Genomic DNA, 23398 nt, shown 5'->3' with positions numbered 1-23398 from the left:
CCGCGATGGACCGCAGGATCTTCGGGCTGGAGACCGAGTATGGCGTGACGTGCGCGTCCGACGACGGCCGGGGGCTGTCGGCGGACGAGGTGGCGCGCTACCTGTTCCGCAAGGTGGTCGCGTGGGGGCGCTCGTCCAACGTGTTCCTGCGCAACGGGTCGCGCCTGTACCTCGACGTCGGCTCGCACCCCGAGTACGCGACGGCCGAGTGCGACGACGTGCACCAGCTCGTCGCGTACGACCGCGGCGGGGAGCGGATCCTGGAGGGCCTCGTCGCCGACGCGCAGCAGCGCCTCGAGCACGAGGGTCTGCCGGGGCGCATCCACCTCTTCAAGAACAACACCGACTCGGCGGGCAACTCGTACGGGTGCCACGAGAACTACCTCGTGCGGCGCCAGGGCGACTTCTCGCGCCTGTCCGACGTGCTCGTCCCGTTCCTCATCACCCGCCAGGTGCTCACGGGCGCGGGCAAGGTCCTCGCGACGCCGCGCGGCGCGGTGTACTGCCTGTCGCAGCGCGCCGACCATATCTGGGAGGCGGTCTCCAGCGCGACGACGCGGTCCCGCCCGATCATCAACACGCGCGACGAGCCGCACGCCGACGCCGAGAGCTACCGGCGCCTCCACGTCATCGTCGGCGACTCGTCCATGGCGGAGACGACGACGATGCTCAAGGTCGGCTCGACCGACCTCATCCTGCGCATGGTCGAGGCGGGCGTGCCGGTGCGCGACCTGGCGCTCGAGAACCCGATCCGGTCGATCCGCGAGATCAGTCACGACATGACCGGCAAGCAGCCCGTCCAGCTCGCGAGCGGTCGGACGGTCACCGCGATCGACCTCCAGGGCGAGTACCTCCAGCGCGTCAAGGAGTTCGTCGAGCAGGACGTCTCTCCGACGCCGGTCGTCAAGCAGGTCCTCGACCTGTGGGAGCGGGGGCTGCGCGCGCTCGAGACGGGCGATCTCTCGCTGGTCGACCGCGAGCTCGACTGGGTCATCAAGTACCGGCTGATCCAGCGCTACCAGGCCAAGCACGGGCTCGAGCTCGACGACCCGCGGATCGCGCGCCTCGACCTCGCGTACCACGACATCTCGCGCACCGAGGGGCTCTACAACCTCCTCGCCGCGCGCGGCATGGTCGAGCGCGTCACGACGGACCTCGAGGTGTTCGAGTCGACGGCGGTCCCGCCGCAGACGACGCGCGCCAAGCTGCGCGGCGACTTCGTACGCGCCGCGCAGGAGGCGCGCCGGGACTACACGGTCGACTGGGTGCACCTCAAGCTCAACGACCAGGCGCAGCGCACGGTCCTGTGCAAGGACCCGTTCCGGAACGTCGACGAGCGCGTGGAACGCCTCATCGAGTCGATGTGACGCGGGACGTGATGTGACGAACCTTGCCCTCGCGGCCGGGCGCCCCGTGCGGGGCGCCCGGCCCGTCCGTCGTCGCGCGCCCGCGGCCCGCGCGGCGCTCGTGCTGCTCGTGGCGCTCGTCGCGACCGTGGTCCTCGCCGCGTGCACGGAGCCGGAGGACGCGACCCCGACGCCGCTGAACACCGACCTCACCGTGATCGGCTCATCGGGCGCGCCGCCCGAGCTGCAGTACCGTGCCCCGCTCGACGTCCCCGAGGCGACCTCGGAGGTCGTGTGGCCGGGCGCCGGGGCCGAGCTCGTCGACGGCGGGCCGCTCCTGCTCAACCTCTACGCGCAGGACGTGAGCGACGGGACGGTCCTGCAGAACACGTACACCGACGCCCCGCGCTGGCGCGCGCTGACGGACGAGTCGATCGGGCGCGACCTGCGCGACCTCCTGCGCGGGCAGCGGGTGGGCGCGCGCCTCCTGCGGCTCGAGGAGGACGACGGCGTCCCCGTCGCGCTGGTCGTGGACGTGCTGCCGACGCGCGCGTCGGGCGAGGCGGTCGCTCCCGTCGAGGGCCTGCCGACCGTGTCGCTCGCCGAGGACGGGGCGCCGAGCGTCACGATCCCGCCCGAGACGGCCGCACCCGCGGGGCTCGTCGTGCAGCCGCTGGTCCGCGGCGACGGCCGCCAGGTCGAGGTGGGGCAGGTCGTGACCGTCCGGTACACGGGGGTGCGCTGGTCCGACGGCGAGGTCTTCGACTCGACGTGGGCCGAGGGCGCCGCGCCGCTGTCGATCATGATCGGCATCGGCGAGGTCATCGAGGGTTGGGAGCAGGGCCTCCTCGAGCAGTCGGTCGGCAGCCAGGTGCTGCTCGTCGTCCCGCCCGACCTCGCCTACGGCGAGACGGCCAACCCGCTCGCGGGCGAGACGCTCGTCTACGTCGTGGACATCCTCGACGCCCAGTTCCCGGTGACCGCGGAGGAGGCCGCCGAGGGCGGCGCCGACGGCACCGGCACCGACACGACCGGCGACGCGCCCGCCGACCAAGGAGAGTCCTCATGACCGTCGCGATCCGCGTGATCCCGTGCCTCGACGTCGACGCAGGGCGCGTCGTCAAGGGCGTGAACTTCGAGAACCTGCGCGACGCGGGCGACCCCGTCGAGCTCGCCTCCCGGTACGACGCGGAGGGTGCGGACGAGCTGACGTTCCTCGACGTCTCGGCGTCCTCGGGGAACCGCGAGACGACGTACGACGTCGTGCGGCGCACCGCCGAGCAGGTCTTCGTCCCGCTCACCGTCGGCGGCGGCGTGCGCTCGGCGGAGGACGTGGACCGCCTCCTGCGCGCCGGCGCGGACAAGGTGGGGGTCAACACGGCGGCGATCGCCCGCCCCGAGCTCATCGCCGAGATCGCCGACCGCTTCGGCAGCCAGGTGCTGGTCCTGTCCGTCGACGCGCGGCGCACGACGGGCGACGTGCGCACGGAGTCCGGGTACGAGGTCACGACCCACGGCGGGCGCCGGGGGACGGGCATCGACGCCGTGGAGTGGGCCGCGCGCGCCGCGGGGCTCGGGGCCGGCGAGATCCTCCTCAACTCCATGGACGCCGACGGCACGACCGCGGGCTTCGACCTCGAGATGCTCGCCGCGGTGCGCTCCGAGGTCCGGGTCCCGCTCGTCGCGAGCGGGGGCGCCGGGACGCCCGAGCACTTCGTGGCCGCGGCGCGCGCCGGGGCCGACGCCGTGCTCGCCGCGAGCGTCTTCCACTTCGGCGCCCTGACGGTCGCCCAGGTCAAGGACGCGATGCGCGCGCAGGGCGTCGAGGTGCGCTGAGCGGGCCGCGCGCGGGCCTGCGGGGCCCGACCAGGTCGCGCCGTGGAATACCGTCGGGCCCTGTCAGGGCTGCATGAGAGGATCGTGCAACTCCCTGAACGAAAGACGAGGACCGTCCCGTGCCCGGCAGCAGGACGCGCCCCACCGGCGCCGACGCCCAGCCCGCCCCGACCGACCTGCCGGCTCCGACGGACCGGCCCGACCCGCCCCGGGACCTGCTCCCCGACGAGCCGACCGTCCGCCGCCCGCACGCCCTGACCGGGTCCCGCGTGCGCCGGTCGCTCGCCCTCATGGGCCGCGGCATCCGCGACGAGCCGCGCACGTACGCGCTGGCCATCGGGTCCTCCGCGCTCTTCGGAGCGCTCACCGTCGCCGTGAGCAGCGCGATCGGCACCGCGACGGACGAGGTCGTGGTCCCGGCGCTCGCGGGCGACGAGGCCGCGCGCGGCCGCATCTGGGTCGCGGGCCTCGTCCTCGCGGGCATCGCGGTCTCGCTCGCGGCGAGCGTCGCGGCCCGCCGCATCTTCGCCGGCAACGGGTACGCCGCGCTCCAGGCGCGGCACCGCACGGCGGTGACGCGCCAGTACCTGCGCCTGCCCATGTCGTGGCACCGCTCGCACCCCGCGGGCCAGCTCCTGTCGAACGCGAACTCCGACGTCGAGGCGGCGACGGGCGTGTTCAACCCGCTCCCGTTCGCGCTCGGCGTCGTCGTCATGATCGGCGTCGCCGCCGTGATGCTCTTCCGCGTCGACGTCTGGCTCGCGTGCGCGGCGATGGTCGTCATCCCGGTCGCGATCGCCGTGAACATCGTCTTCCAGCGCTACATGTCGCCCGCGATCACGCGCGCGCAGCAGCTCCGGGCCGAGGTCTCGGACGTCGCGCACGAGAGCTTCGAGGCCGCCCTGCTCGTCACGTCGCTCGGCACCGCGGACCGCGAGGAGCGCCGCTTCGCCGAGCGCACCGACGAGCTGCGCGCCGCGAACGTCAGGGTCGGCGTCGTGCGCGCGTTCTTCGACCCGGTCATCGAGCTCCTGCCCTCGCTCGGCACCCTCCTCGTGCTGGCCGTCGGGACCGTGCGCCTCACGTCGGGCGGTGTCGCGGCGGGCGACATCGTCACCGCCGCCTACCTGCTCACGATCATGGCCGTCCCGGTCCGGGCCTTCGGCTGGGTGCTCGGCGAGCTCCCGCGGGCCCTCGTCGGCTACGAGCGCATCAGCCGCGTCGTCGACGCCGGCGGGGTGCTGCGTCCCGGGACCGGCGGACTCCCCGGCGTGGGCTCCGGTCTGGGCGCGCGCCTCGAGGGCGTCGGTGTGGACGTCCGCGCGGGCGGACGCGTGATCACCCTGCTCGACGGGATCGACCTCCGGGTCGATCCCGGGACCACGGTCGCGGTCGTCGGCCCTACGGGCGCGGGCAAGACGACGCTCGTGTCGCTGCTCGCCCGGCTCTCCGACCCCACGCGCGGGCGAGTCCTGCTCGACGGCACCGACGTGCGCGAGGTGCGCGAGACCGACCTGACGTCCCAGGTCGCGCTCGTGGCCCAGCAGGCGTTCGTCTTCGAGGACTCCGTGCGGGCGAACGTCACGCTCGTCGACGACGGCGACCCGGGCCCGGACGACGACCAGGTCTGGGAGGCGCTGCGCCTGGCGCGCGTCGACGACGTCGTCGCGCGGCTGTCGGAGGGCCTGGACGCGCCGCTGGGGGAGCGCGGGGCGAACCTGTCGGGCGGCCAGCGCCAGCGGCTCGCCATCGCGCGCGCGCTCGTGCGCCGTCCCCGCCTGCTCGTCCTCGACGACGCGACGTCCGCGGTCGACCCGCGCGTCGAGCAGCAGATCCTCGCGGGTCTCGCGCGCGAGGGGGTGGACCGACCGACCGTCGTCATGGTGGCGTACCGCATGTCGAGCGTCGCGCTCGCGGACGTCGTCGTGCACGTGGAGTCGGGCCGCGTGGTCGACATCGGGACGCACGACGAGCTGCTCGCGCGCGACGCCGGGTACCGCGAGCTCGCGACCGCGTACGCGCGCGAGGCGGAGCGGCGCGAGCAGGAGCGTGCGGACGCCACCGACGACACCGCCCGGGAGGCGGCCGAGGACGGGCGCGACGAGCGCGACGAGGGCCGTCGTGAGGACGACCTCGCACGTCGCGAGGAGATCGAGGAGGACGACGTCGTGCGGCACGTCGAGACGGGGGCGCTGGAGGAATGAGCCGGACCACCACCACGCAGCGGCCGGCGCCGGCCGGCGCGCCGGGCCGGGCGGCCGAAGCCCGGATCGCCTCCGCGAGCTCGCTGGGCGTCCTCGCCACCCTGCGCCGAGGCGTCCAGGTGTCGCCGCAGATCCTCGACGGGATCTGGATCACGCTCGGGCTCGCGGTCGCGGCCGCGCTGGGCCGCGTCGTCGTCCCGGTGACCGTCCAGCAGACCGTCGACACCGGCGTGCTCGCCGACGGCGGGCCGGACACGACCCGCGTCGCGGTGCTCGTCGGCGTGGCCGCGGTCGTCATCGTCCTCGCGGGCCTCTGCTCGGCCTTCGTCAACGTCCGGCTGTTCCGGTCGACCGAGGCGGGGCTCGCCGGCCTGCGCGTACGGGCGTTCCGGCACGTGCACGACCTCTCCGTCCTCACGCAGAACACCGAGCGGCGCGGGTCGCTCGTCTCGCGCGTGACGAGCGACGTCGACACCATCTCGCTCTTCGTCCAGTGGGGCGGCATCATGCTGCTCGTCTCGGTGCTCCAGATCGGCGTCGCGACGGTCCTCATGGCCGTCTACTCGTGGCAGCTCACGCTCGTGGTCTGGGCGTGCTTCGTCCCGCTGTTCCTCGTCCTGCGCCCCGCGCAGGCCCGCGTCAACGACGCGTACACCCAGGTCCGGGCGCGCGTCGGCGGGATGCTCGGCGCCATCTCGGAGTCGATCGTCGGCGCCGAGACCATCCGCGCGTACGGCGCGGGCGCCCGCACCGCGCGGCGCGTCGACGCCGCGGTCGACGCGACCCGGCGCGCGATGGTCCGGGCGCAGAAGCTCGTCGCCGTCGTCTTCTCGAGCGGCGTGCTCGTCGCGAACCTCGTGCTGGCCGTCGTCGTCGTGGTCGGGTCCTACCTCGGGGTCGCCGGCGACATCTCGGTCGGCCAGCTCCTCGCGTTCCTCTTCCTCGTCCAGCTCTTCACGGGCCCCGTGCAGATGGCGACCGAGATCCTCAACGAGCTCCAGAACGCCGTCGCCGGCTGGCGGCGGGTCCTCGCGGTCCTGGAGACGCCCGTCGAGGTGGTCGACAAGGGCGACGCGGGGGAGCGCAGCCCGCGTGGCCCCGCCCACGTGCGGCTCGAGGGCGTGCGGTTCGCCTACCCCGACGGCCCGGAGGTGCTGCACGACGTCGACCTCGACCTCCCGGCGCGGGCGTCCGTCGCGGTCGTGGGCGCGACCGGTTCCGGGAAGACGACGATCGCGAAGCTCGTCACCCGGCTCATGGACCCGACCGCGGGGCGCGTGCTCCTCGACGGCACCGACCTGCGCGACCTCGCCGTGGAGTCCCTGCGCGAGCGCGTCGTGCTCGTGCCCCAGGAGGGCTTCCTCTTCGACGGCACGCTCGCGGACAACGTGGCGTACGGGCTGCGCGGCGACGCCGAGCACGAGCCCGACGCCGCGCGCCGTGCGCGGATCGAGGCCGCGGTCGAGCGGCTCGGGCTCACCGACTGGGTCGCGGACCTGCCCGACGGGCTCGACTCCCCGGTCGGTCAGCGCGGCGAGTCGCTCTCCGCGGGGGAGCGGCAGCTCGTCGCCCTGGTGCGGGCCTACCTCGCCGAGGCCGACCTGCTCGTCCTCGACGAGGCGACGTCCGCCGTCGACCCCGCGACCGAGGTCCGCATCGCCCGAGCGCTCGCGTCCCTCACCGCGGGCCGCTCCACGCTGACCATCGCCCACCGGCTCTCCACGGCCGAGGCGGCCGACCTCGTGGTCGTGGTGGACGCGGGCCACGTCGTCGAGGTCGGCCACCACGACGACCTCGCGCGTGCCGGCGGCGTCTACGCCCGCATGCACGACGCCTGGGTCTCCCAGACCCGCTGAGCCGCGGGCCGGCCTGGTGCGACGACTCGTGACGGTGGCGAGACGGGGGACCGAGGTCGCCGCGGCGTCTGGCAGGATTCTCGGGTGCCCGACTCCACGACCGGACCCACGACCGTCTCCGCGCTCGACCCCCGGCTCGCCGCGCGCCTCAAGCGCGACGACGCGGGCCTGGTCGCCGCGATCGTCCAGCAGCACGACACGGGTGACGTGCTCATGCTCGGCTGGATGGACGACGAGGCGCTGCACCGGACGCTGACGACCGGTCGCGTGACGTTCTGGAGCCGCTCCCGCCAGGAGTACTGGCGCAAGGGCGACACCTCGGGCCACGTGCAGGTCGTGCGCTCGGTGGCGCTCGACTGCGACGGGGACGCGCTGCTCGTGCGCGTCCACCAGGTGGGGGCCGCGTGCCACACCGGCACCCGCACGTGCTTCGAGGCCGGGGGAGACCTGGGCGCCGTCGTCGGTGACCTGCCTCCCGGCACCGTCGACCCCTCGACCACGCCCGACCCTGATCCTGAGGAGGAGAACCAGTGAGCGCGACCGTCGACCCGGCCGAGACCACCACCGTCCCCGCGGGCGGTCCCGCGTGGGGCGCGACGTGGCCCGTGCTCGACGGCTTCCGCGCGCTGGCCACGTCCCGACGGGTGGTCCCGGTGGTTCGGCGCGTGCTCGCCGACGACGTCACGCCCGTCGGGCTGTACCGCACCCTGGCGCAGGGACGGCCGGGGACGTTCGTCCTGGAGTCCGCCGAGTCGGACGGCCGCTGGGCGCGGTACTCGTTCGTCGGCGTCGCGTCCCGCGCGACGCTCACGGCGCGCGACGGCCGTGCGGTCTGGTCCGGCGACGTGCCGGCAGGGGTCCCGCTCGAGGGGGACGTCGTGGAGGTGCTCGAGGCGACGCTCGACGTGCTCCGCACGCCCGCGGTCGAGGGCCTGCCGCCGCTCACGGGCGGCCTGGCGGGTGCGATCGGCTGGGACGTGATCCGGCACTGGGAGCCGACCCTGCCGTCGGACGCGCCCGACGAGCTGGGCGTGCCCGAGCTCACGCTGTGCCTCGCGACGGACCTCGCGGTCGTCGACCACGCGGAGGGCAGCGTGTGGCTCGTCGCCAACGCGATCAACTTCGACGACACGGACGAGCGCGTCGACGAGGCCTACGCGGACGCCGTCGCGCGCCTGGACGCGATGCAGGCGCGTCTGGTGGCCGGCGGTGCGCACGTCGCGTCGGTCGTCGCGTCGGACGCCGCCGAGCCCGCGCTCGAGTTCCGCTCGACGCGCGACGAGTTCGAGGCGTCGGTCGTCGCGGGCAAGGACGCGATCCGCGAGGGCGAGGTGTTCCAGGTGGTGCTGTCCCAGCGCCTGGACCTCGACTGCCCGGCGGACCCGCTCGACGTCTACCGCGCGCTGCGGACGATCAACCCGAGCCCGTACATGTACTACTTCCAGCTCACGGACGCGGACGGGCGGGACTTCGCGGTCGTCGGGTCCAGCCCGGAGACCCTCGTGAAGGTCGAGGACGGCCGCGTCACGACGTTCCCGATCGCCGGATCCCGGCCTCGCGGCGCGACCCCGGAGGAGGACGTGGCGCTCGGGGAGGAGCTTCTCCAGGACCCGAAGGAGCTCGCCGAGCACATCATGCTCGTGGACCTGTCGCGCAACGACCTCGTCAAGGTGTGCGAGCCGACGTCGGTCGAGGTCGTCGAGTTCATGGCGACCAAGCGGTTCAGCCACATCATGCACCTGTGCTCGACGGTCGTCGGGACGCTGCGCGACGGCGCGACCGCGCTCGACGCGTTCCGGGCGACGTTCCCGGCCGGCACGCTCTCGGGCGCGCCCAAGCCCCGGGCGATCGCCCTCATCGACGAGCTCGAGCCTGCGTCGCGCGGGATCTACGGTGGGACGGCGGGGTACTTCGACTTCGACGGGAACATGGACATGGCCATCGCGATCCGGACGGCGCTGATCCGCGACGGTCGGGCGAGCGTCCAGGCCGGCGGCGGGATCGTCGCCGACTCGGTGCCGGCGCTGGAGTACGCCGAGTCGCGCAACAAGGCGGCCGCCGCGGTCCGGGCCGTCCAGGTCGCTGCGCGGCTGCGGGGGCTGGCATGAGCCGGCCGGCCGGGCCGAGCCGGCGCACCGCGATCTGGGTCCTGCTCCTGCTCGGGGGTGCGACCCTCGCGACGGCCGTGCCGACCTGGCTGAGCACGACCGGCGCGACGGCGCTCGACCCGGAGGTCGAGGTGACCGTCGCCGGGACGTCGGCCGCGCCCGGGGTGAGCGCGTCCGCGCTCGTGCTCGTCGCCGCCGCGCTCGCCCTCGGGCTGGTCGGCCGGGTCGGCCGCTGGGTCGTGCTCGCCGTCGCCGCCGCGAGCGGCGTCGTCGCGACCGTCTCCGCGCTCGGCGTCGCGCTCGACCCGGAGCCGAGCGCGCGCTCGGCCGTCGCGGACGCGACGGGGGTCACGGAGCTCACGGCCCCGGTCGACCTGACCGTCGCGCCCTGGCTCGCCGCCGCGCTCGGCGTCCTCACGGTGCTCGCGGTGGTCTGGGTCGCCGTCGGCTCGCGGTCGTGGGCGGGCGCCTCGACCCGGCACGAGCGCGCGTCCGGCGCGACGACGCCCGCCGCCCCGGCAGCGGGGACGGCGGTGCCCGAGGAGCGGCCGGACCGGTCCCGGGCCACGGAGCCCCCCGCCCCCGACGACCTCACCGACCACGACGCGTGGGACGCGCTGTCCCGCGGCGAGGACCCCACGGACCGCTGAGCAGCACGGGCACCCGCTCGCGTCGCCGCCAGCCGCGGCCGTGCGGGGGGACGGGCACCGGCCCGGTCCGATAGGCTCTGACCACATCTTGACGAAAGGCACGACCCTCATGGCCGAGAACCAGCAGACCACCGAGATCGCCTACCTGCCGCCCGCGGCACCGCCCACGAACCACGGCCACACCGTCGCCGCGTGGTTCACGATGATCGGCATCATGGTCGGGTCCCTCGTGGCCGCGATCGGGGTGGTCATCGCCGCCGTCTGGCTGTTCTGGGTCGGCATGGGCGTCGTGGCCGTCGCGCTGATCGGCGGGCTCGTGCTGCGCAACGCGGGCTACGGCCAGAAGCAGGCCACGCGGTGACGCAGCCGCCGGGACCCGGCCCGTACGACCCCGCAGGCCCGCAGGACGGGTCGCAGGCGCCGTACGGCTCGTCGGCGCCCGGCGGCTCGCAGCACCCGACGGGCGACCCCGCGGGAGCCCCGTACGGGGCACAGCCGCAGTACCCGACGCAACCGCAGTACTCGGCGCAACCGCAGTACCCGGGGCAGCAGCAGTACCCCGGACAGCAGTACCCGGCGGGTGCCTACGGGGCGCCGCCGTACTACCCCAAGAACAGCCTGGCCATCTGGTCGCTCGTGCTGGGGATCGCCGCGTTCGTGCTGAGCTGCGGCTTCGTCACGGGCATCCCGGCGGTCATCGTCGGCAACGCCGCGAAGCGCGCGGTCGCCGAGGGGCAGGCGGACAACGACGGCATGGCGACGGCGGGGATCATCCTCGGCTGGGTCGCGATCGGGCTGTCGGTCGTCGGCGTCCTGCTCCTGCTCCTCTTCTTCCCGGCCTTCCTCGCCTGGGTCGGCACCATCCCGGACCAGTACTGACGGGTGCGCACGTGACGTCCGAGGCCGTGCGACGTCGACGGGTCCCGCGCGCGGCGCAGGCCCCGCTCGCGGTGGGCGCCCTGGTCGCCGCGGCGACGGCCTACGTCGGCCTCGTCGACCCGAACCGCCCCGGGCACTACGTCACGTGCCCCCTCCTGGCGCTCACCGGCCTCGCGTGCCCGGGGTGCGGAGGCCTGCGGGCCACGCACGACCTCGTGCACCTCGACCTCGCCTCCGCCTGGTCGATGAACCCCCTGTGGGTCCTCGTCGCGCCGCTGCTCGTGGCGCTGTGGGCCACGTGGCTCGTCCGGGCGTGGCGCGGGCGCCCGGCTCCCCGCCTTCCGGCCTGGCTCGCGTGGGTCTCGCTGGGTGTCCTCGTGCTCTTCGGCGTCCTGCGGAACGTGCCCGCCCTCGTCCCGTGGCTCGGCCCGGTGGCGGTCTGAGACGGTCGGGCAGCCCCGCGGCGGTCGTCTCGGGGGCTGGGCCGTGGTCATCGTCACTCGGGGTCGGCTCTACGATGGCAGGTACCTCCCTGTCAACGGGTCGGCCGAACCTGTGGGTGCACGACGGCCGACCGGCCCGGCCGGGGGGCGGGACGACACGGGGAGTGGTGGGACGATGACGGTTCTGGACGACATCGTCGCGGGCGTGCGCGAGGACCTCGCGGTGCGTCAGGCGGCGACCTCGCTCGACGAGCTGAAGGAACGTGCCGCCCGTGTCCCCGGGGCGCTCGAGGTCGTGAGCCGCCTCAAGGCGGACGACGCCGTCGCGGTCATCGCCGAGGTGAAGCGCTCGAGCCCCAGCAAGGGTGCGCTCGCGGCGATCTCCGACCCGGCCGAGCTCGCGGGGGAGTACGAGAAGGGCGGCGCGGCCGCGATCTCCGTGCTCACCGAGCAGCGCCGCTTCAACGGGAGCCTCGCCGACCTCGACGCGGTGCGCGCCCGGGTCGACGTCCCCGTGCTCCGCAAGGATTTCGTCGTGACGCCGTACCAGGTGTGGGAGGCGCGGGCGCACGGCGCCGACATCGTCCTCCTCATCGTCGCCGCGCTCGAGCAGACGGTCCTCACGTCGCTCGTCGAGCGCGTCCACTCGCTCGGCATGACCGCCCTCGTCGAGGTGCACACGCTGGACGAGGTCTCACGGGCGCTCGACGCCGGTGCGCGCGTCGTGGGCGTGAACTCGCGCGACCTCAAGACCCTCGACGTGGACCGCACGACGTTCGCGCGCCTCGCCCCCGCCATCCCGGACGAGGTCGTCCGCGTCGCCGAGTCCGGCGTGCGCGGGCCGCACGACGTCATGGACTACGCCCGTTCCGGTGCGCACGCGGTGCTCGTCGGCGAGGCGCTCGTGACCGACGACGCCCCGCGCTCGTCCGTCGCGGACCTCGTCGCGGCCGGGTCGCACCCGTCGCTGTGGTCCGTGCGGCCCTGAGGCACGACGGCACCGTCCGTCACGCCGCAGGCGCCGCGCCCCGGCCCAGCACACCCCACCACGCAGGAGGACCGGCCCCGTGCCCGACTCGACACCTTCGACCACCTCCCGGAGCGCCGAGCACTCCGTGCGCGCCGACCTGACGCGCTCCCTCGCGACCCAGGAGGGTCCCTACTTCGGCGAGTTCGGCGGACGCTTCGTCCCCGAGGCGCTCATCGCCGCGCTGGACGAGCTGGAGACCGAGTACCGCAAGGCGCTCGACGACCCGGCGTTCGTGAACGAGCTCGCGCGGCTCCGGCGCGAGTACACCGGGCGTCCGAGCCCGCTCACGGAGGTGCCGCGCTTCGCGCAGCACGCGGGCGGCTCGCGCGTCTTCCTCAAGCGCGAGGACCTCAACCACACCGGCTCGCACAAGATCAACAACGTGCTCGGCCAGGCGCTGCTGGTCAAGCGCATGGGCAAGACGCGCGTGATCGCCGAGACCGGGGCGGGCCAGCACGGCGTCGCGACGGCGACGGCCGCGGCCCTGCTCGACCTCGAGTGCGTCGTGTACATGGGCGAGGAGGACACGCAGCGCCAGGCGCTCAACGTGGCCCGCATGCGCCTGCTCGGCGCGGAGGTCGTCCCCGTGACGATCGGGCAGCGCACGCTCAAGGACGCGATCAACGAGGCGCTGCGCGACTGGGTCGCGAACGTCGACACGACCCACTACCTCCTGGGCACGGTGACGGGCCCGCACCCGTTCCCCGAGATGGTGCGCGAGTTCCACCGCGTCATCGGCGAGGAGGCGCGCACGCAGATCCTCGACCGCATCGGTCGCCTGCCGGACGCGCTCGCGGCGTGCGTCGGCGGCGGTTCCAACGCGCTCGGCCTGTTCAACGCGTTCCTCGACGACGACGCCGTCGAGCTCTACGGGTTCGAGGCCGGGGGCGAGGGCGTCGAGACCGGCCGGCACGCGGCCCGCTTCAGCGGCGGCGCCCCGGGCGTCCTGCACGGTGCCCGCTCGTACCTGCTCCAGGACGACGACGGCCAGACCCTGCCCAGCCACTCCGTCTCGGCGGGGCTGGACTACCCGAGCGTCGGCCCGGCGCACTCGTGGCTGCACGACCTCGGTCGCGCGACCTACGAGCCCGTGACCGACACCGAGGCGATGGACGCGTTCCGGCTGCTGTGCCGCACGGAGGGCATCATCCCCGCCATCGAGTCGGCGCACGCGCTCGCGGGCGCGCTGCGGGTCGGTCGCCGGGCCGCCGAGGCCGGCCGCACGGACCACGTGATCCTGGTGAACCTCTCGGGGCGCGGGGACAAGGACGTCGCGACCGCCGCCCGGTGGTTCGACCTCGTGGACGACGACGCGATCGCCGAGACGGCGACGGGCACGGAGGGACAGCTGTGAGCGCGGCGCAGACCAAGGAAGCCCCCGAGGCGCCGAGCGCGGGGACGACGTCGGTCACGGCGCGTCGCCTGCTCGAGCTCCGCGCGGAGGGCCGTGCCGGGCTCGTGGGCTACCTGCCCGTCGGGTTCCCGACCGTCGACCGGTCGATCGAGGCGGCGCTCGCGCTCGTCGAGTCGGGCGTGGACGTGCTGGAGCTCGGCATCCCGTACACCGACCCCGTGATGGACGGCCCGGTCATCCAGGCCGCCGCCCAGACCGCGCTCGACGCCGGCGTCCGCGTCGCGGACGTGTTCCGCGTCGTCGCGGCCGTCACGGAGCGCACGGGCGGGCGGGTCCCCGTCCTCGTCATGACGTACTGGAACCCGGTCCTGCGGTACGGCGTCGACGCGTTCGCGCGCGACCTCGCCGCCGCCGGGGGGGGCCGGGCTCATCACGCCCGACCTCATCCCCGACGAGGGCCGTGCGTGGCTCGACGCCTCGGAGGCGCACGGGCTCGACCGCGTCTTCCTCGTCGCGCCGAGCTCGACGGCCGAGCGGCTGCGGCTCACCGCGCGCGCGTCGCGCGGGTTCGTCTACGCCGCCTCGACCATGGGCGTCACGGGCGTGCGGGCGGCCGTCGGGCCGCAGGCGGCACGCCTCGTCGTCGACACGCGCGCCGCCGGGGCCGACCTCGTGTGCGTCGGGCTCGGCGTGTCGACGGGCGAGCAGGCCGCCGAGGTCGGGCGCTACGCCGACGGCGTCATCGTCGGCTCCGCGTTCGTCCGCCCCCTGCTGGGCGACGCGCCGTGGGACGAGCGGATCGCCGCCCTCAAGGCCGTCGCGGCGGGCCTCGCCGCAGGCGTGCGCTCGGGCCGGGAAGGGGCCGGCGACGACGTCCCGGCCGCCACGACGACGTCCGGCGAGGTGGTCGCATGAGCGCCGCGCTCGCCGTCGGGCAGCTCGTGGAGGCCGCGGGCGCCCTGCCCGCCGCGATCCCGAGCCCTCCGCAGCACACGTGGTACGTCGGGCCGTTCCCGATCCGGGCGTACGCGCTCGCGATCCTCGCGGGCATCGCCGTGGCCCTGTGGCTCACCCGGCGCCGCTGGGTGCAGCGTGGGGGAGAGGCGGACGACGTCCTGGAGATCGCCTTCTGGGCGGTCCCGTTCGGGATCGTCGGCGGACGTCTGTACCACGTGTTCTCGACGCCGGACCCGTACTGGGGCCCGAACGGCGACCCCGTCCGCGCGCTCTACGTGTGGGAGGGCGGCCTCGGCATCTGGGGCGCGGTCGCGCTCGGCGCGGTCGGCGCGTACATCGGGTGCCGTCGCCAGCGCGTGAGCTTCCCCGCGTTCGCCGACGCCCTCGCGCCCGGGCTGCTGCTCGCGCAGGCGGTCGGCCGCCTCGGCAACTGGTTCAACCAGGAGCTCTTCGGCGCGCCCACGACGCTGCCCTGGGGGCTGCGCGTCGACGACTCCGTGGCCGCCGCAGCCGGCTATCCGCCGGGCACCTTGTTCCACCCGACGTTCCTCTACGAGATGGTCTGGAACATCGGTGCTGCCCTGCTCCTGATCTACCTGGACCGTCGGTTCCGGCTGGGTCATGGTCGGGTATTCTGGCTCTACGTCTTCGTCTACACGCTCGGTCGGGTGTGGATCGAGATGCTGCGCATCGACGAGGCCGAGCTCGTCCTCGGCCTCCGGCTGAACGTCTGGACCTCGATCCTGGTCGGCGTCGGTGCGTTGATTGCGTTTATCGTTGTCGGGCGTCGCCACCCCGGGCGCGAGGAGACGGTGTCCCTCGACGCTCCGGACGAGGCGTCCACCACGGGGTCCGAGGAGCCGGTCGAGGAGTCGACCGACGACGCGGACACCTCGACGACCGAGGACTCCGACGACTCGGAGGAGTCCGAGCAGGCAGATGCCGCGCGACCAGACCCCGGTCGCTGAGCATCCGTCATTCATAGGCGAATCCGCCGGGCGACCGCCCGGTGGGTTCTGTCATGTCCATAGGGCCGACGACGTCCCGAATCCCCCAGCTGGAACCAGCCCGGCCGTCTCGGTCGGGCGCCTGTGAGGACGGTGTTGATGACCACGCCGCAGTATCGGGACGCGCACCGGGCACCTGCCCTGTCCGCCCCTCCCACGGCATCCGGTCTGTACGACCCCGCCGCCGAGCACGACGCGTGCGGCGTCGCCTTCGTGGCGACGCTCCGCGGCACGCCCGGACGCGACATCGTTGACGCGGGCCTGACGGCCCTGCTCAACCTCGACCACCGCGGCGCCGTCGGCGCCGAGGAGAACAGCGGCGACGGCGCCGGGATCCTCACGCAGATCCCCGACGCGTTCGTGCGCGACGTGGTCGACGCGGAGCTCCCGCCCGCCGGGCACTACGCCATCGGCATGGCCTTCCTCCCGCAGGACGCCGGCGCGGCCGCGGAGGCGGCCCGCGGTGTCGAGGCGATCGCGGCCGAGGAGAAGCTCGAGGTCCTCGCGTGGCGCGACGTGCCCGTGACCGCCGACCTCGTCGGACCGAGCGCCCGCGCGTCCATGCCGCTGTTCCGCCAGGTCGTCGTCGCGGACCCCGCGCGCGAGCTGTCCGGCGTCGAGCTCGACCGCCGCACCTACCGCCTGCGCAAGCGCGCGGAGAACGAGCTCGGCCTGTTCTTCGCCTCGCTCTCGGCGCGCACCCTCACGTACAAGGGCATGCTCACGACGGCGCAGCTCGAGCCGTTCTTCCCGGACCTGTCCGACCCGCGGTACGCGAGCGAGATCGCGCTCGTGCACTCGCGGTTCTCGACGAACACGTTCCCGTCGTGGCCGCTCGCGCAGCCGTTCCGGATGATCGCGCACAACGGCGAGATCAACACGGTGCGCGGCAACCGCAACTGGATGGCGGCGCGCGAGGGCACCCTCGCGAGCGACGCCGTCGGCGACCTCGCGCCGCTCCTGCCGGTGTGCTCGGAGGGGTCGAGCGACTCGGCGAGCTTCGACGAGGTGCTCGAGCTCCTGCACCTGTCGGGCCGCTCGCTGCCGCACGCCGTGCTCATGATGATCCCGGAGGCGTGGGAGAACCACGCCGACATGGACCCGGACCTGCGCGCGTTCTACGAGTACCACTCGACGCTCATGGAGCCGTGGGACGGGCCGGCGTGCCTGAACTTCACCGACGGGACGCTGATCGGCGCGGTCCTGGACCGCAACGGCCTGCGCCCGGGACGCTACTGGGTGACCGAGGACGGCCTCGTCGTGCTCGCGAGCGAGGCGGGCGTGCTCGACCTCGACCCCGCGACGATCGTCCGCAAGGGCCGCCTCGAGCCGGGGCGCATGTTCCTCGTCGACACCGGCCAGGGCCGGATCATCGAGGACGAGGAGATCAAGTCCCAGCTCGCCGCGCAGCGCCCGTACGCGCAGTGGGTCGCGGAGAACGCGGTCTACCTCGACCAGCTCCCCGAGCGCGAGCACGTCGCGCACAGCCCCGCGTCCGTCGAGCGCCGCCAGCGCGCGTTCGGCTACACGCAGGAGGAGCTCAAGGTCATCCTCACCCCGATGGCCAACACGGGGGCGGAGCCGCTGGGCGCGATGGGCACGGACACGCCCATCGCCGTCCTCGCGAAGCGACCGCGCCTGCTCTTCGACTACTTCACGCAGATGTTCGCGCAGGTGACGAACCCGCCGCTCGACGCGATCCGCGAGGAGCTCGTCACGTCCGTCGGCGGCGCGATCGGCCCGGAGCCGAACCTCCTCGTCGACACGCCCGAGCACGCGCGCAAGCTCATGCTGCCGTTCCCCGTGCTCGACAACGACCAGCTCGCGAAGATCATCCGCGTCGACAAGGACCCGAAGCTCGCCGGCATCTTCCGCGCGGTGACGATCAAGGGCCTGTACCGCGTCGCGGGCGGTGGCGAGTCCCTGCTCGCCCGCCTCGAGGAGATCTTCGCCGAGGTCGACGAGCACGTCGCCGCGGGCGCGAGCTTCATCGTGCTGTCGGACCGCGACTCGGACGCCGAGCACGCCCCGATCCCGTCTCTGCTCCTGTCGAGCGCGGTGCACCACCACCTGCTGCGCCGGCACACGCGCACCCAGGTGTCGCTCGTCGTCGAGGCCGGCGACGTGCGCGAGGTGCACCACGTCGCGCTGCTCATCGGCTACGGCGCCGCCGCGGTCAACCCGTACCTCGCCATGGAGACGGTCGAGGACCTCGCGCGCCGCGGCTACCTCACGGTCGACCCGGCGAAGGCCGTCGCGAACCTCATCAAGGGGCTCGGCAAGGGCGTCCTCAAGGTCATGAGCAAGATGGGCATCTCGACCATCTCCTCCTACCGCGGCGCCCAGGTCTTCGAGGCGGTGGGCCTGTCCCACGACCTCGTGCAGGCGTTCTTCACGGGCACGACGTCGCGCCTCAGCGGCATCGGGCTCGACGTCGTCGCGGCCGAGGTCGCGGCGCGGCACGTCGACGCGTACCCCAAGTCCGGCAACCACCGCCCGCACGTGCGCCTCACGACGGGCGGCGAGTACCAGTGGCGCCGGGACAGCGAGGAGCACCTGTTCGACCCGGAGACGGTCTTCCGCCTCCAGCACGCCACGCGCGAGCGCCGGTTCGACATCTTCCGCCAGTACACGCACCGCGTCGACGAGCAGTCCTCGCGGCTCATGACCCTGCGCGGCCTCCTCGCGCTGCGCGAGGGCGAGCGCCCCGCGGTCCCGCTCGACGAGGTCGAGCCGGTGAGCGAGATCGTCAAGCGCTTCAACACGGGCGCCATGTCCTACGGGTCGATCTCCGCGGAGGCGCACGAGACCCTCGCGATCGCGATGAACCGCCTCGGCGGCCGGTCGAACACGGGCGAGGGCGGCGAGGACCCGGAGCGCCTGTACGACCCGGAGCGCCGCTCCAAGGTCAAGCAGATCGCCTCGGGGCGCTTCGGCGTCACGAGCGAGTACCTGACGAACGCGGACGACATCCAGATCAAGCTCGCCCAGGGCGCCAAGCCCGGCGAGGGCGGTCAGCTCCCGGGCCACAAGGTGTACCCGTGGGTCGCCAAGACCCGGCACTCGACGCCGGGCGTCGGGCTCATCTCGCCGCCGCCGCACCACGACATCTACTCGATCGAGGACCTCGCGCAGCTCATCCACGACGCGAAGAACGCGAACCCGGCGGCGCGCATCCACGTCAAGCTCGTCTCCGAGTTCGGCGTCGGGACGGTCGCGACGGGCGTGTCCAAGGCGCACGCGGACGTCGTCCTCATCTCGGGTCACGACGGCGGCACGGGCGCGAGCCCGCTGACGTCGCTCAAGCACGCGGGCACGCCGTGGGAGATCGGCCTCGCCGAGACCCAGCAGACCCTCGTGCTCAACAACCTGCGCGACCGCATCGTCGTCCAGGTCGACGGCCAGATGAAGACCGGCCGCGACGTCGTCGTGGCCGCGCTGCTCGGCGCCGAGGAGTTCGGCTTCGCGACCGCCCCCATGGTCGTCTCGGGCTGCGTCATGATGCGCGTGTGCCACCTGGACACGTGCCCGGTCGGTGTCGCGACGCAGAACCCCGAGCTGCGTGCCCGGTTCACCGGCAAGCCGGAGTTCGTCGTGAACTTCTTCGAGTTCATCGCCGAGGAGGTGCGCGAGTACCTGGCGCGGCTCGGCTTCCGGACCGTCGAGGAGGCCATCGGCCGCGTCGAGCTCCTCGACACGCGCAAGGCGGTCGACCACTGGAAGGCCCAGGGCCTCGACCTCGGGCCCGTGCTCGAGCGGCCCGTGCCGGTCGAGGGCGCGTCGCTGCGCAACACCACGACGCAGGACCACGGCCTCGAGAAGGCGCTCGACAACCAGCTCGTCGCCCTCGCGGAGGACGCGCTGGAGCGGCGCGAGCCGGTCCGCATCTCCCTGCCGGTGCGCAACGTCAACCGCACCGTGGGCACGATGCTCGGGCACGAGGTGACCAAGCGGTTCCGCGGCGAGGGCCTGCCCGACGACACGATCGACGTGACCCTCACCGGGTCCGCCGGCCAGTCGCTCGGCGCGTTCCTCCCGCGCGGCGTCACGCTGCGCCTGTTCGGCGACGCGAACGACTACGTCGGCAAGGGCCTGTCGGGCGGACGGATCGTCGTGCGCCCGGACCGCAACGCGGTCCTCACCGGGTCGAGCAACGTCGTGGCGGGCAACGTCATCGGCTACGGCGCGACGTCGGGCGAGATCTTCCTGCGCGGTCGTGTCGGGGAGCGCTTCGGCGTCCGCAACTCGGGTGCGACGCTCGTCGTCGAGGGCGTGGGCGACCACGGCTGCGAGTACATGACGGGCGGCACGGTGCTCGTGCTCGGCCCGACCGGGCGCAACTTCGGCGCCGGCATGTCGGGCGGCACCGCGTACGTGCTCGACCTGCGGGAGGGCGCCGTGAACACGAGCGCGCTCGCGACGGGCGAGCTCGGCCTGAGCCCGCTCGAGGACGCCGAGGTGGCGCTCGTCGAGCAGCTCGTGCGTCGTCACCACGAGGAGACCGGGTCGCCGCTCGCGGCCGAGCTCCTCGAGGACTTCCCCGCGGCCGTCCAGCGCTTCACGCGCGTGCTGCCGACCGACTTCGCCCGCATGCGCTCGGCGCTCGAGAAGGCCGAGTCGGCCGGGCTCGACCCCGCGGCTCCGGGCGTGTGGGACCAGATCTTGGAGGTGGCCCGTGGCTGACCCCCGCGGATTCCTGAAGGTGCGGGAGCGTGAGCTCCCGCCCAACCGCCCGGTGGCCGTGCGCCTGCGGGACTGGAAGGACGTGCACGCGCACCTCGAGGAGGGCCAGGTCTTCCTCAAGGAGCAGGCGGGACGCTGCATGGACTGCGGCATCCCCTTCTGCCACCAGGGGTGCCCGCTCGGCAACCTCATCCCGGAGTGGAACGACCTCGTCTACCGCGACCAGTGGGCCGACGCGATCGACCGCCTGCACGAGACGAACAACTTCCCGGAGTTCACCGGTCGCGTGTGCCCGGCGCCGTGCGAGTCGAGCTGCGTGCTCGGCATCAACCAGCCGGCCGTCACGATCAAGAACGTCGAGGTCTCGATCATCGACGAGGCGTTCGCGCGCGGCTACGTCACGCCGCAGGTGCCGCAGCGCCTCACGGGCTCGACCGTCGCCGTCGTGGGCTCGGGCCCTGCCGGCCTCGCGGCCGCGCAGCAGCTCACGCGCGCCGGCCACACGGTCGCCGTGTACGAGCGGGACGACGCGATCGGCGGGCTGCTGCGCTACGGCATCCCCGACTTCAAGCTCGAGAAGCTCCACATCGACCGCCGCGTGGCGCAGATGGAGGCCGAGGGCACGCGCTTCCGCCCGGGCGTCGAGATCGGCGTGGACATCACCTGGGACGACCTGCGCGCGCGGTACGACGCCGTCGTGGTCGCCACGGGCGCGACCGTCCCGCGCGACCTGTCGATCCCCGGCCGCGAGCTCGACGGCATCCACTTCGCCATGGACTTCCTGCACCAGGCGAACGCCGTCGTGGCCGGCCGCGAGGTCGCCGACCAGATCACGGCCACGGGCAAGCACGTCATCGTGATCGGTGGCGGCGACACCGGGTCGGACTGCCTCGGCACCTCGCTGCGCCAGGGCGCGGCGAGCGTGACGACGCTCGCGATCGGCAAGCAGCCGCCGCTCGAGCGGTCGGCGACCCAGCCGTGGCCGACGGACCCCATCCTCTTCGAGGTGTCCTCGTCCCACGAGGAGGGCGGCGAGCGCGAGTTCCTCGCGTCGACCGTCGAGTTCCTGGGCGACGAGGACGGAGCCGTGCGCGCGCTGCGCGTCGCGGAGACCGAGTACCTGCCCGACGGCCGTCGCGTGCCCAAGGCGGGCACCGAGCGCGAGATCCCCGCGGACCTCGTGCTCGTCGCGATGGGCTTCACCGGGCCGGAGACGGCGACCCTCACGACCCAGGCCGGCACGGACCTCACGAGCCGCGGCCTCGTGGCGCGCGGCGACGACTTCGCGTCGTCGCTGCCGGGGGTCTTCGTGGCCGGCGACGCGGGTCGTGGGCAGTCGCTGATCGTGTGGGCGATCGCCGAGGGTCGGGCGGCGGCGGCTTCCGTCGACGCCTACCTTCAGGGAGGGACCGAGCTGCCCGCGCCCGTGCGCGCGAACACCGTGTCCTTGCGCGCTTGACGTGCACCCCGACGTCGGGTGTCCGGCGCCGGGACGATGAGCGGGGCATCCTAGGGAGGGGCACCCCGCGACGACCGGCTCCCGGCCGGTCGGAAGACTAGAGGCTGGAGATATGCGCAGAGCAAAGATCGTCTGCACCATCGGACCCGCGACCGAGTCGAAGGAGCAGCTCCGCGCGCTCGTCGACGCGGGGATGGACGTGGCGCGGATCAACCGCAGCCACGGCAGCGCCGAGGAGCACGCGGCCGTCTACCACGGCGTGCGCGAGGCCGCCGCCGAGTCGGGCCGGTCCGTGGCGGTGCTCGTCGACCTCCAGGGGCCGAAGATCCGTCTGGGCCGCTTCGGCGGCGACGAGAAGCACTGGCTCGAGGAGGGTGACACCTTCACGATCACGACCGAGGACGTCGTCGGTACCAAGGAGCTCGTCTCCACGACGCACAAGGGCCTGCCCGGCGACGCGCGCGTCGGCGACCCGATCCTCATCGACGACGGCAAGGTACTCGTCCGCGTCACCGCCGTCGAGGGCCCGCGCGTCGTGACGCGCGTCGAGGTCGCCGGGCCGGTGTCGAACAACAAGGGCCTGAACCTCCCGGGTGTCGCGGTCTCCGTGCCGGCGCTGTCCGAGAAGGACCAGGACGACCTGCGCTGGGCGCTCAAGCTCGGTGCCGACATCATCGCGCTGTCGTTCGTGCGGTCCGCGAAGGACTTCGAGGACGTCAAGCGGATCATGGACGAGGAGGGCCGTACGGTCCCCGTCGTCGCCAAGATCGAGAAGCCGCAGGCCGTCGACAACCTCGCCGAGATCGTCGACGCGTTCGACGGCGTCATGGTGGCCCGCGGCGACCTCGCGGTCGAGCTCCCGCTCGAGCAGGTCCCGCTCGTCCAGAAGCGCATCGTCGAGCTCGCGCGCCGCAACGCCAAGCCCGTCATCGTCGCGACGCAGGTGCTCGAGTCCATGACGAACTCGCCGCGCCCGACGCGCGCCGAGGCGTCCGACTGCGCCAACGCCGTCCTCGACGGGGCCGACGCGGTCATGCTCTCGGGCGAGACCAGCGTGGGCGAGTACCCGATCCTCACGGTGCAGACCATGGCCCGCATCATCGAGGCGACGGAGGAGGCCGGCCGCGAGCGCATCGCGCCGCTCGGCTCGACCCCGCACACGCGCGGTGGCGCCATCACGCGTGCCGCCGCCGAGATCGGCGAGATCCTCGGCGCGAAGTACCTCGCGACGTTCACGCAGTCGGGCGACTCCGCGCGCCGCATGTCGCGCCTGCGCTCGTCCATCCCGCTCCTCGCGTTCACGCCGCGCGAGCACGTGCGCAACGTCCTGTCGCTCACGTGGGGCACCCAGACGTACCAGGTGCCCGAGGTGGAGAACACCGACGCGATGGTCGGTCAGGTCGACACGACCCTCCAGGCCAACGGTCTCGCCGAGGTCGGCGACCTCGTGGTCGTCGTCTCCGGCGCCCCCGTGGGCCAGCCGGGCACGACGAACTCGATCCTCGTGCACAAGATCGGCGACCACTCCGACACGCGCGCCTGACCCCGTCGCGCCCGTGAGGGCGTAGACCGCGCACGACGCCGGA

At 73.7% G+C, this 23398-nt stretch carries 17 protein-coding genes and 1 pseudogene; all 18 read left to right on the top strand.

Annotation, left to right across the window (positions count from 1 at the left end; translation table 11 throughout):
• The first annotated feature begins 5 nt into the window (after window positions 1-5).
• Window positions 6-1367 carry a Pup--protein ligase gene (gene pafA / locus FB00_RS10450; RefSeq protein ID WP_047232851.1) on the top strand — a complete coding sequence of 454 codons (1362 nt, stop codon included), beginning with the start codon at window positions 6-8 and terminating at the stop codon, window positions 1365-1367.
• 13 nt (window positions 1368-1380) lie between these two features.
• On the top strand, window positions 1381-2415 hold the full coding sequence (locus tag FB00_RS10445) for an FKBP-type peptidyl-prolyl cis-trans isomerase (protein WP_231581800.1): 1035 nt from the start codon (window positions 1381-1383) through the stop codon (window positions 2413-2415).
• Complete coding sequence (gene hisF, locus FB00_RS10440) at window positions 2412-3182, top strand: imidazole glycerol phosphate synthase subunit HisF (protein ID WP_047232850.1); 771 nt, start codon at window positions 2412-2414, stop codon at window positions 3180-3182. The genes FB00_RS10445 and hisF overlap by 4 nt, the downstream gene beginning before the upstream one ends.
• 290 nt (window positions 3183-3472) lie before the next feature.
• Window positions 3473-5386 (top strand): ABC transporter ATP-binding protein, encoded by a 1914-nt coding sequence (locus tag FB00_RS10435; RefSeq protein ID WP_082141214.1) that lies wholly within the window; start codon window positions 3473-3475, stop codon window positions 5384-5386.
• A complete protein-coding gene (locus tag FB00_RS10430) occupies window positions 5383-7242 on the top strand; it encodes an ABC transporter ATP-binding protein (protein ID WP_047232849.1) in 1860 nt (619 codons plus the stop codon). The genes FB00_RS10435 and FB00_RS10430 overlap by 4 nt, the downstream gene beginning before the upstream one ends.
• A gap of 84 nt (window positions 7243-7326) precedes the next feature.
• Window positions 7327-7776 (top strand): phosphoribosyl-AMP cyclohydrolase, encoded by a 450-nt coding sequence (hisI, locus tag FB00_RS10425; protein WP_047232848.1) that lies wholly within the window; start codon window positions 7327-7329, stop codon window positions 7774-7776.
• The gene (locus FB00_RS10420; RefSeq protein WP_047232847.1) at window positions 7773-9350 is read left to right on the top strand and encodes an anthranilate synthase component I; all 1578 of its coding nucleotides are present in this window, start codon (window positions 7773-7775) and stop codon (window positions 9348-9350) included. The genes hisI and FB00_RS10420 overlap by 4 nt, the downstream gene beginning before the upstream one ends.
• Complete coding sequence (locus FB00_RS10415; protein WP_047232846.1) at window positions 9347-10000, top strand: Trp biosynthesis-associated membrane protein; 654 nt, start codon at window positions 9347-9349, stop codon at window positions 9998-10000. Before FB00_RS10420 ends, FB00_RS10415 begins: the two co-directional genes overlap by 4 nt.
• Before the next feature lie 109 nt (window positions 10001-10109).
• The gene (locus FB00_RS10410) at window positions 10110-10361 is read left to right on the top strand and encodes an HGxxPAAW family protein (RefSeq protein WP_047232845.1); all 252 of its coding nucleotides are present in this window, start codon (window positions 10110-10112) and stop codon (window positions 10359-10361) included.
• The gene (locus FB00_RS21070) at window positions 10358-10879 is read left to right on the top strand and encodes a DUF4190 domain-containing protein (RefSeq protein WP_052877582.1); all 522 of its coding nucleotides are present in this window, start codon (window positions 10358-10360) and stop codon (window positions 10877-10879) included. The genes FB00_RS10410 and FB00_RS21070 overlap by 4 nt, the downstream gene beginning before the upstream one ends.
• 11 nt (window positions 10880-10890) lie before the next feature.
• A complete protein-coding gene (locus FB00_RS10400) occupies window positions 10891-11322 on the top strand; it encodes a DUF2752 domain-containing protein (RefSeq protein ID WP_047232844.1) in 432 nt (143 codons plus the stop codon).
• Between the two features lie 175 nt (window positions 11323-11497).
• Complete coding sequence (trpC, locus tag FB00_RS10395) at window positions 11498-12310, top strand: indole-3-glycerol phosphate synthase TrpC (protein WP_047232843.1); 813 nt, start codon at window positions 11498-11500, stop codon at window positions 12308-12310.
• 127 nt (window positions 12311-12437) lie between these two features.
• Entirely contained in the window at window positions 12438-13706 is a 1269-nt protein-coding gene (gene trpB / locus FB00_RS10390) for a tryptophan synthase subunit beta (protein ID WP_047232878.1), read from the top strand.
• 68 nt (window positions 13707-13774) lie between these two features.
• Window positions 13775-14621 (top strand): annotated as a pseudogene (trpA, locus tag FB00_RS10385) (tryptophan synthase subunit alpha).
• Entirely contained in the window at window positions 14618-15631 is a 1014-nt protein-coding gene (gene lgt / locus FB00_RS10380; RefSeq protein ID WP_047232842.1) for a prolipoprotein diacylglyceryl transferase, read from the top strand. Before trpA ends, lgt begins: the two are co-directional and overlap by 4 nt.
• Window positions 15632-15769: 138 nt before the next feature.
• Entirely contained in the window at window positions 15770-20353 is a 4584-nt protein-coding gene (gene gltB / locus FB00_RS10375) for a glutamate synthase large subunit (protein WP_047232841.1), read from the top strand.
• Window positions 20346-21812: a glutamate synthase subunit beta gene (locus FB00_RS10370; protein WP_047232840.1), complete on the top strand. Its 1467-nt coding sequence runs from the start codon at window positions 20346-20348 to the stop codon at window positions 21810-21812. The genes gltB and FB00_RS10370 overlap by 8 nt, the downstream gene beginning before the upstream one ends.
• Window positions 21813-21924: 112 nt before the next feature.
• The gene (pyk, locus tag FB00_RS10365) at window positions 21925-23355 is read left to right on the top strand and encodes a pyruvate kinase (protein ID WP_047232839.1); all 1431 of its coding nucleotides are present in this window, start codon (window positions 21925-21927) and stop codon (window positions 23353-23355) included.
• Window positions 23356-23398 lie beyond the last annotated feature (43 nt).

This window comes from Cellulosimicrobium funkei, from assembly GCF_001019615.1.
Classification (GTDB): Bacteria; Actinomycetota; Actinomycetes; order Actinomycetales; family Cellulomonadaceae; genus Cellulosimicrobium; species Cellulosimicrobium cellulans_E.
This window is presented reverse-complemented; position numbering and strand designations above follow the sequence as displayed.

What these genes read in the sequence shown, in the direction of transcription:
- gltB (WP_047232841.1), top strand. Translation starts at nt 15,770, where the DNA reads ATGACCACGCCGCAGTATCGGGACGCGCACCGGGCACCTGCCCTGTCC.
- trpC (WP_047232843.1), top strand. Translation starts at nt 11,498, where the DNA reads ATGACGGTTCTGGACGACATCGTCGCGGGCGTGCGCGAGGACCTCGCG.
- lgt (WP_047232842.1), top strand. Translation starts at nt 14,618, where the DNA reads ATGAGCGCCGCGCTCGCCGTCGGGCAGCTCGTGGAGGCCGCGGGCGCC.
- hisF (WP_047232850.1), top strand. Translation starts at nt 2,412, where the DNA reads ATGACCGTCGCGATCCGCGTGATCCCGTGCCTCGACGTCGACGCAGGG.
- FB00_RS10435 (WP_082141214.1), top strand. Translation starts at nt 3,473, where the DNA reads ATGGGCCGCGGCATCCGCGACGAGCCGCGCACGTACGCGCTGGCCATC.
- pyk (WP_047232839.1), top strand. Translation starts at nt 21,925, where the DNA reads ATGCGCAGAGCAAAGATCGTCTGCACCATCGGACCCGCGACCGAGTCG.
- FB00_RS10410 (WP_047232845.1), top strand. Translation starts at nt 10,110, where the DNA reads ATGGCCGAGAACCAGCAGACCACCGAGATCGCCTACCTGCCGCCCGCG.
- FB00_RS10430 (WP_047232849.1), top strand. Translation starts at nt 5,383, where the DNA reads ATGAGCCGGACCACCACCACGCAGCGGCCGGCGCCGGCCGGCGCGCCG.
- pafA (WP_047232851.1), top strand. Translation starts at nt 6, where the DNA reads ATGGACCGCAGGATCTTCGGGCTGGAGACCGAGTATGGCGTGACGTGC.
- FB00_RS10415 (WP_047232846.1), top strand. Translation starts at nt 9,347, where the DNA reads ATGAGCCGGCCGGCCGGGCCGAGCCGGCGCACCGCGATCTGGGTCCTG.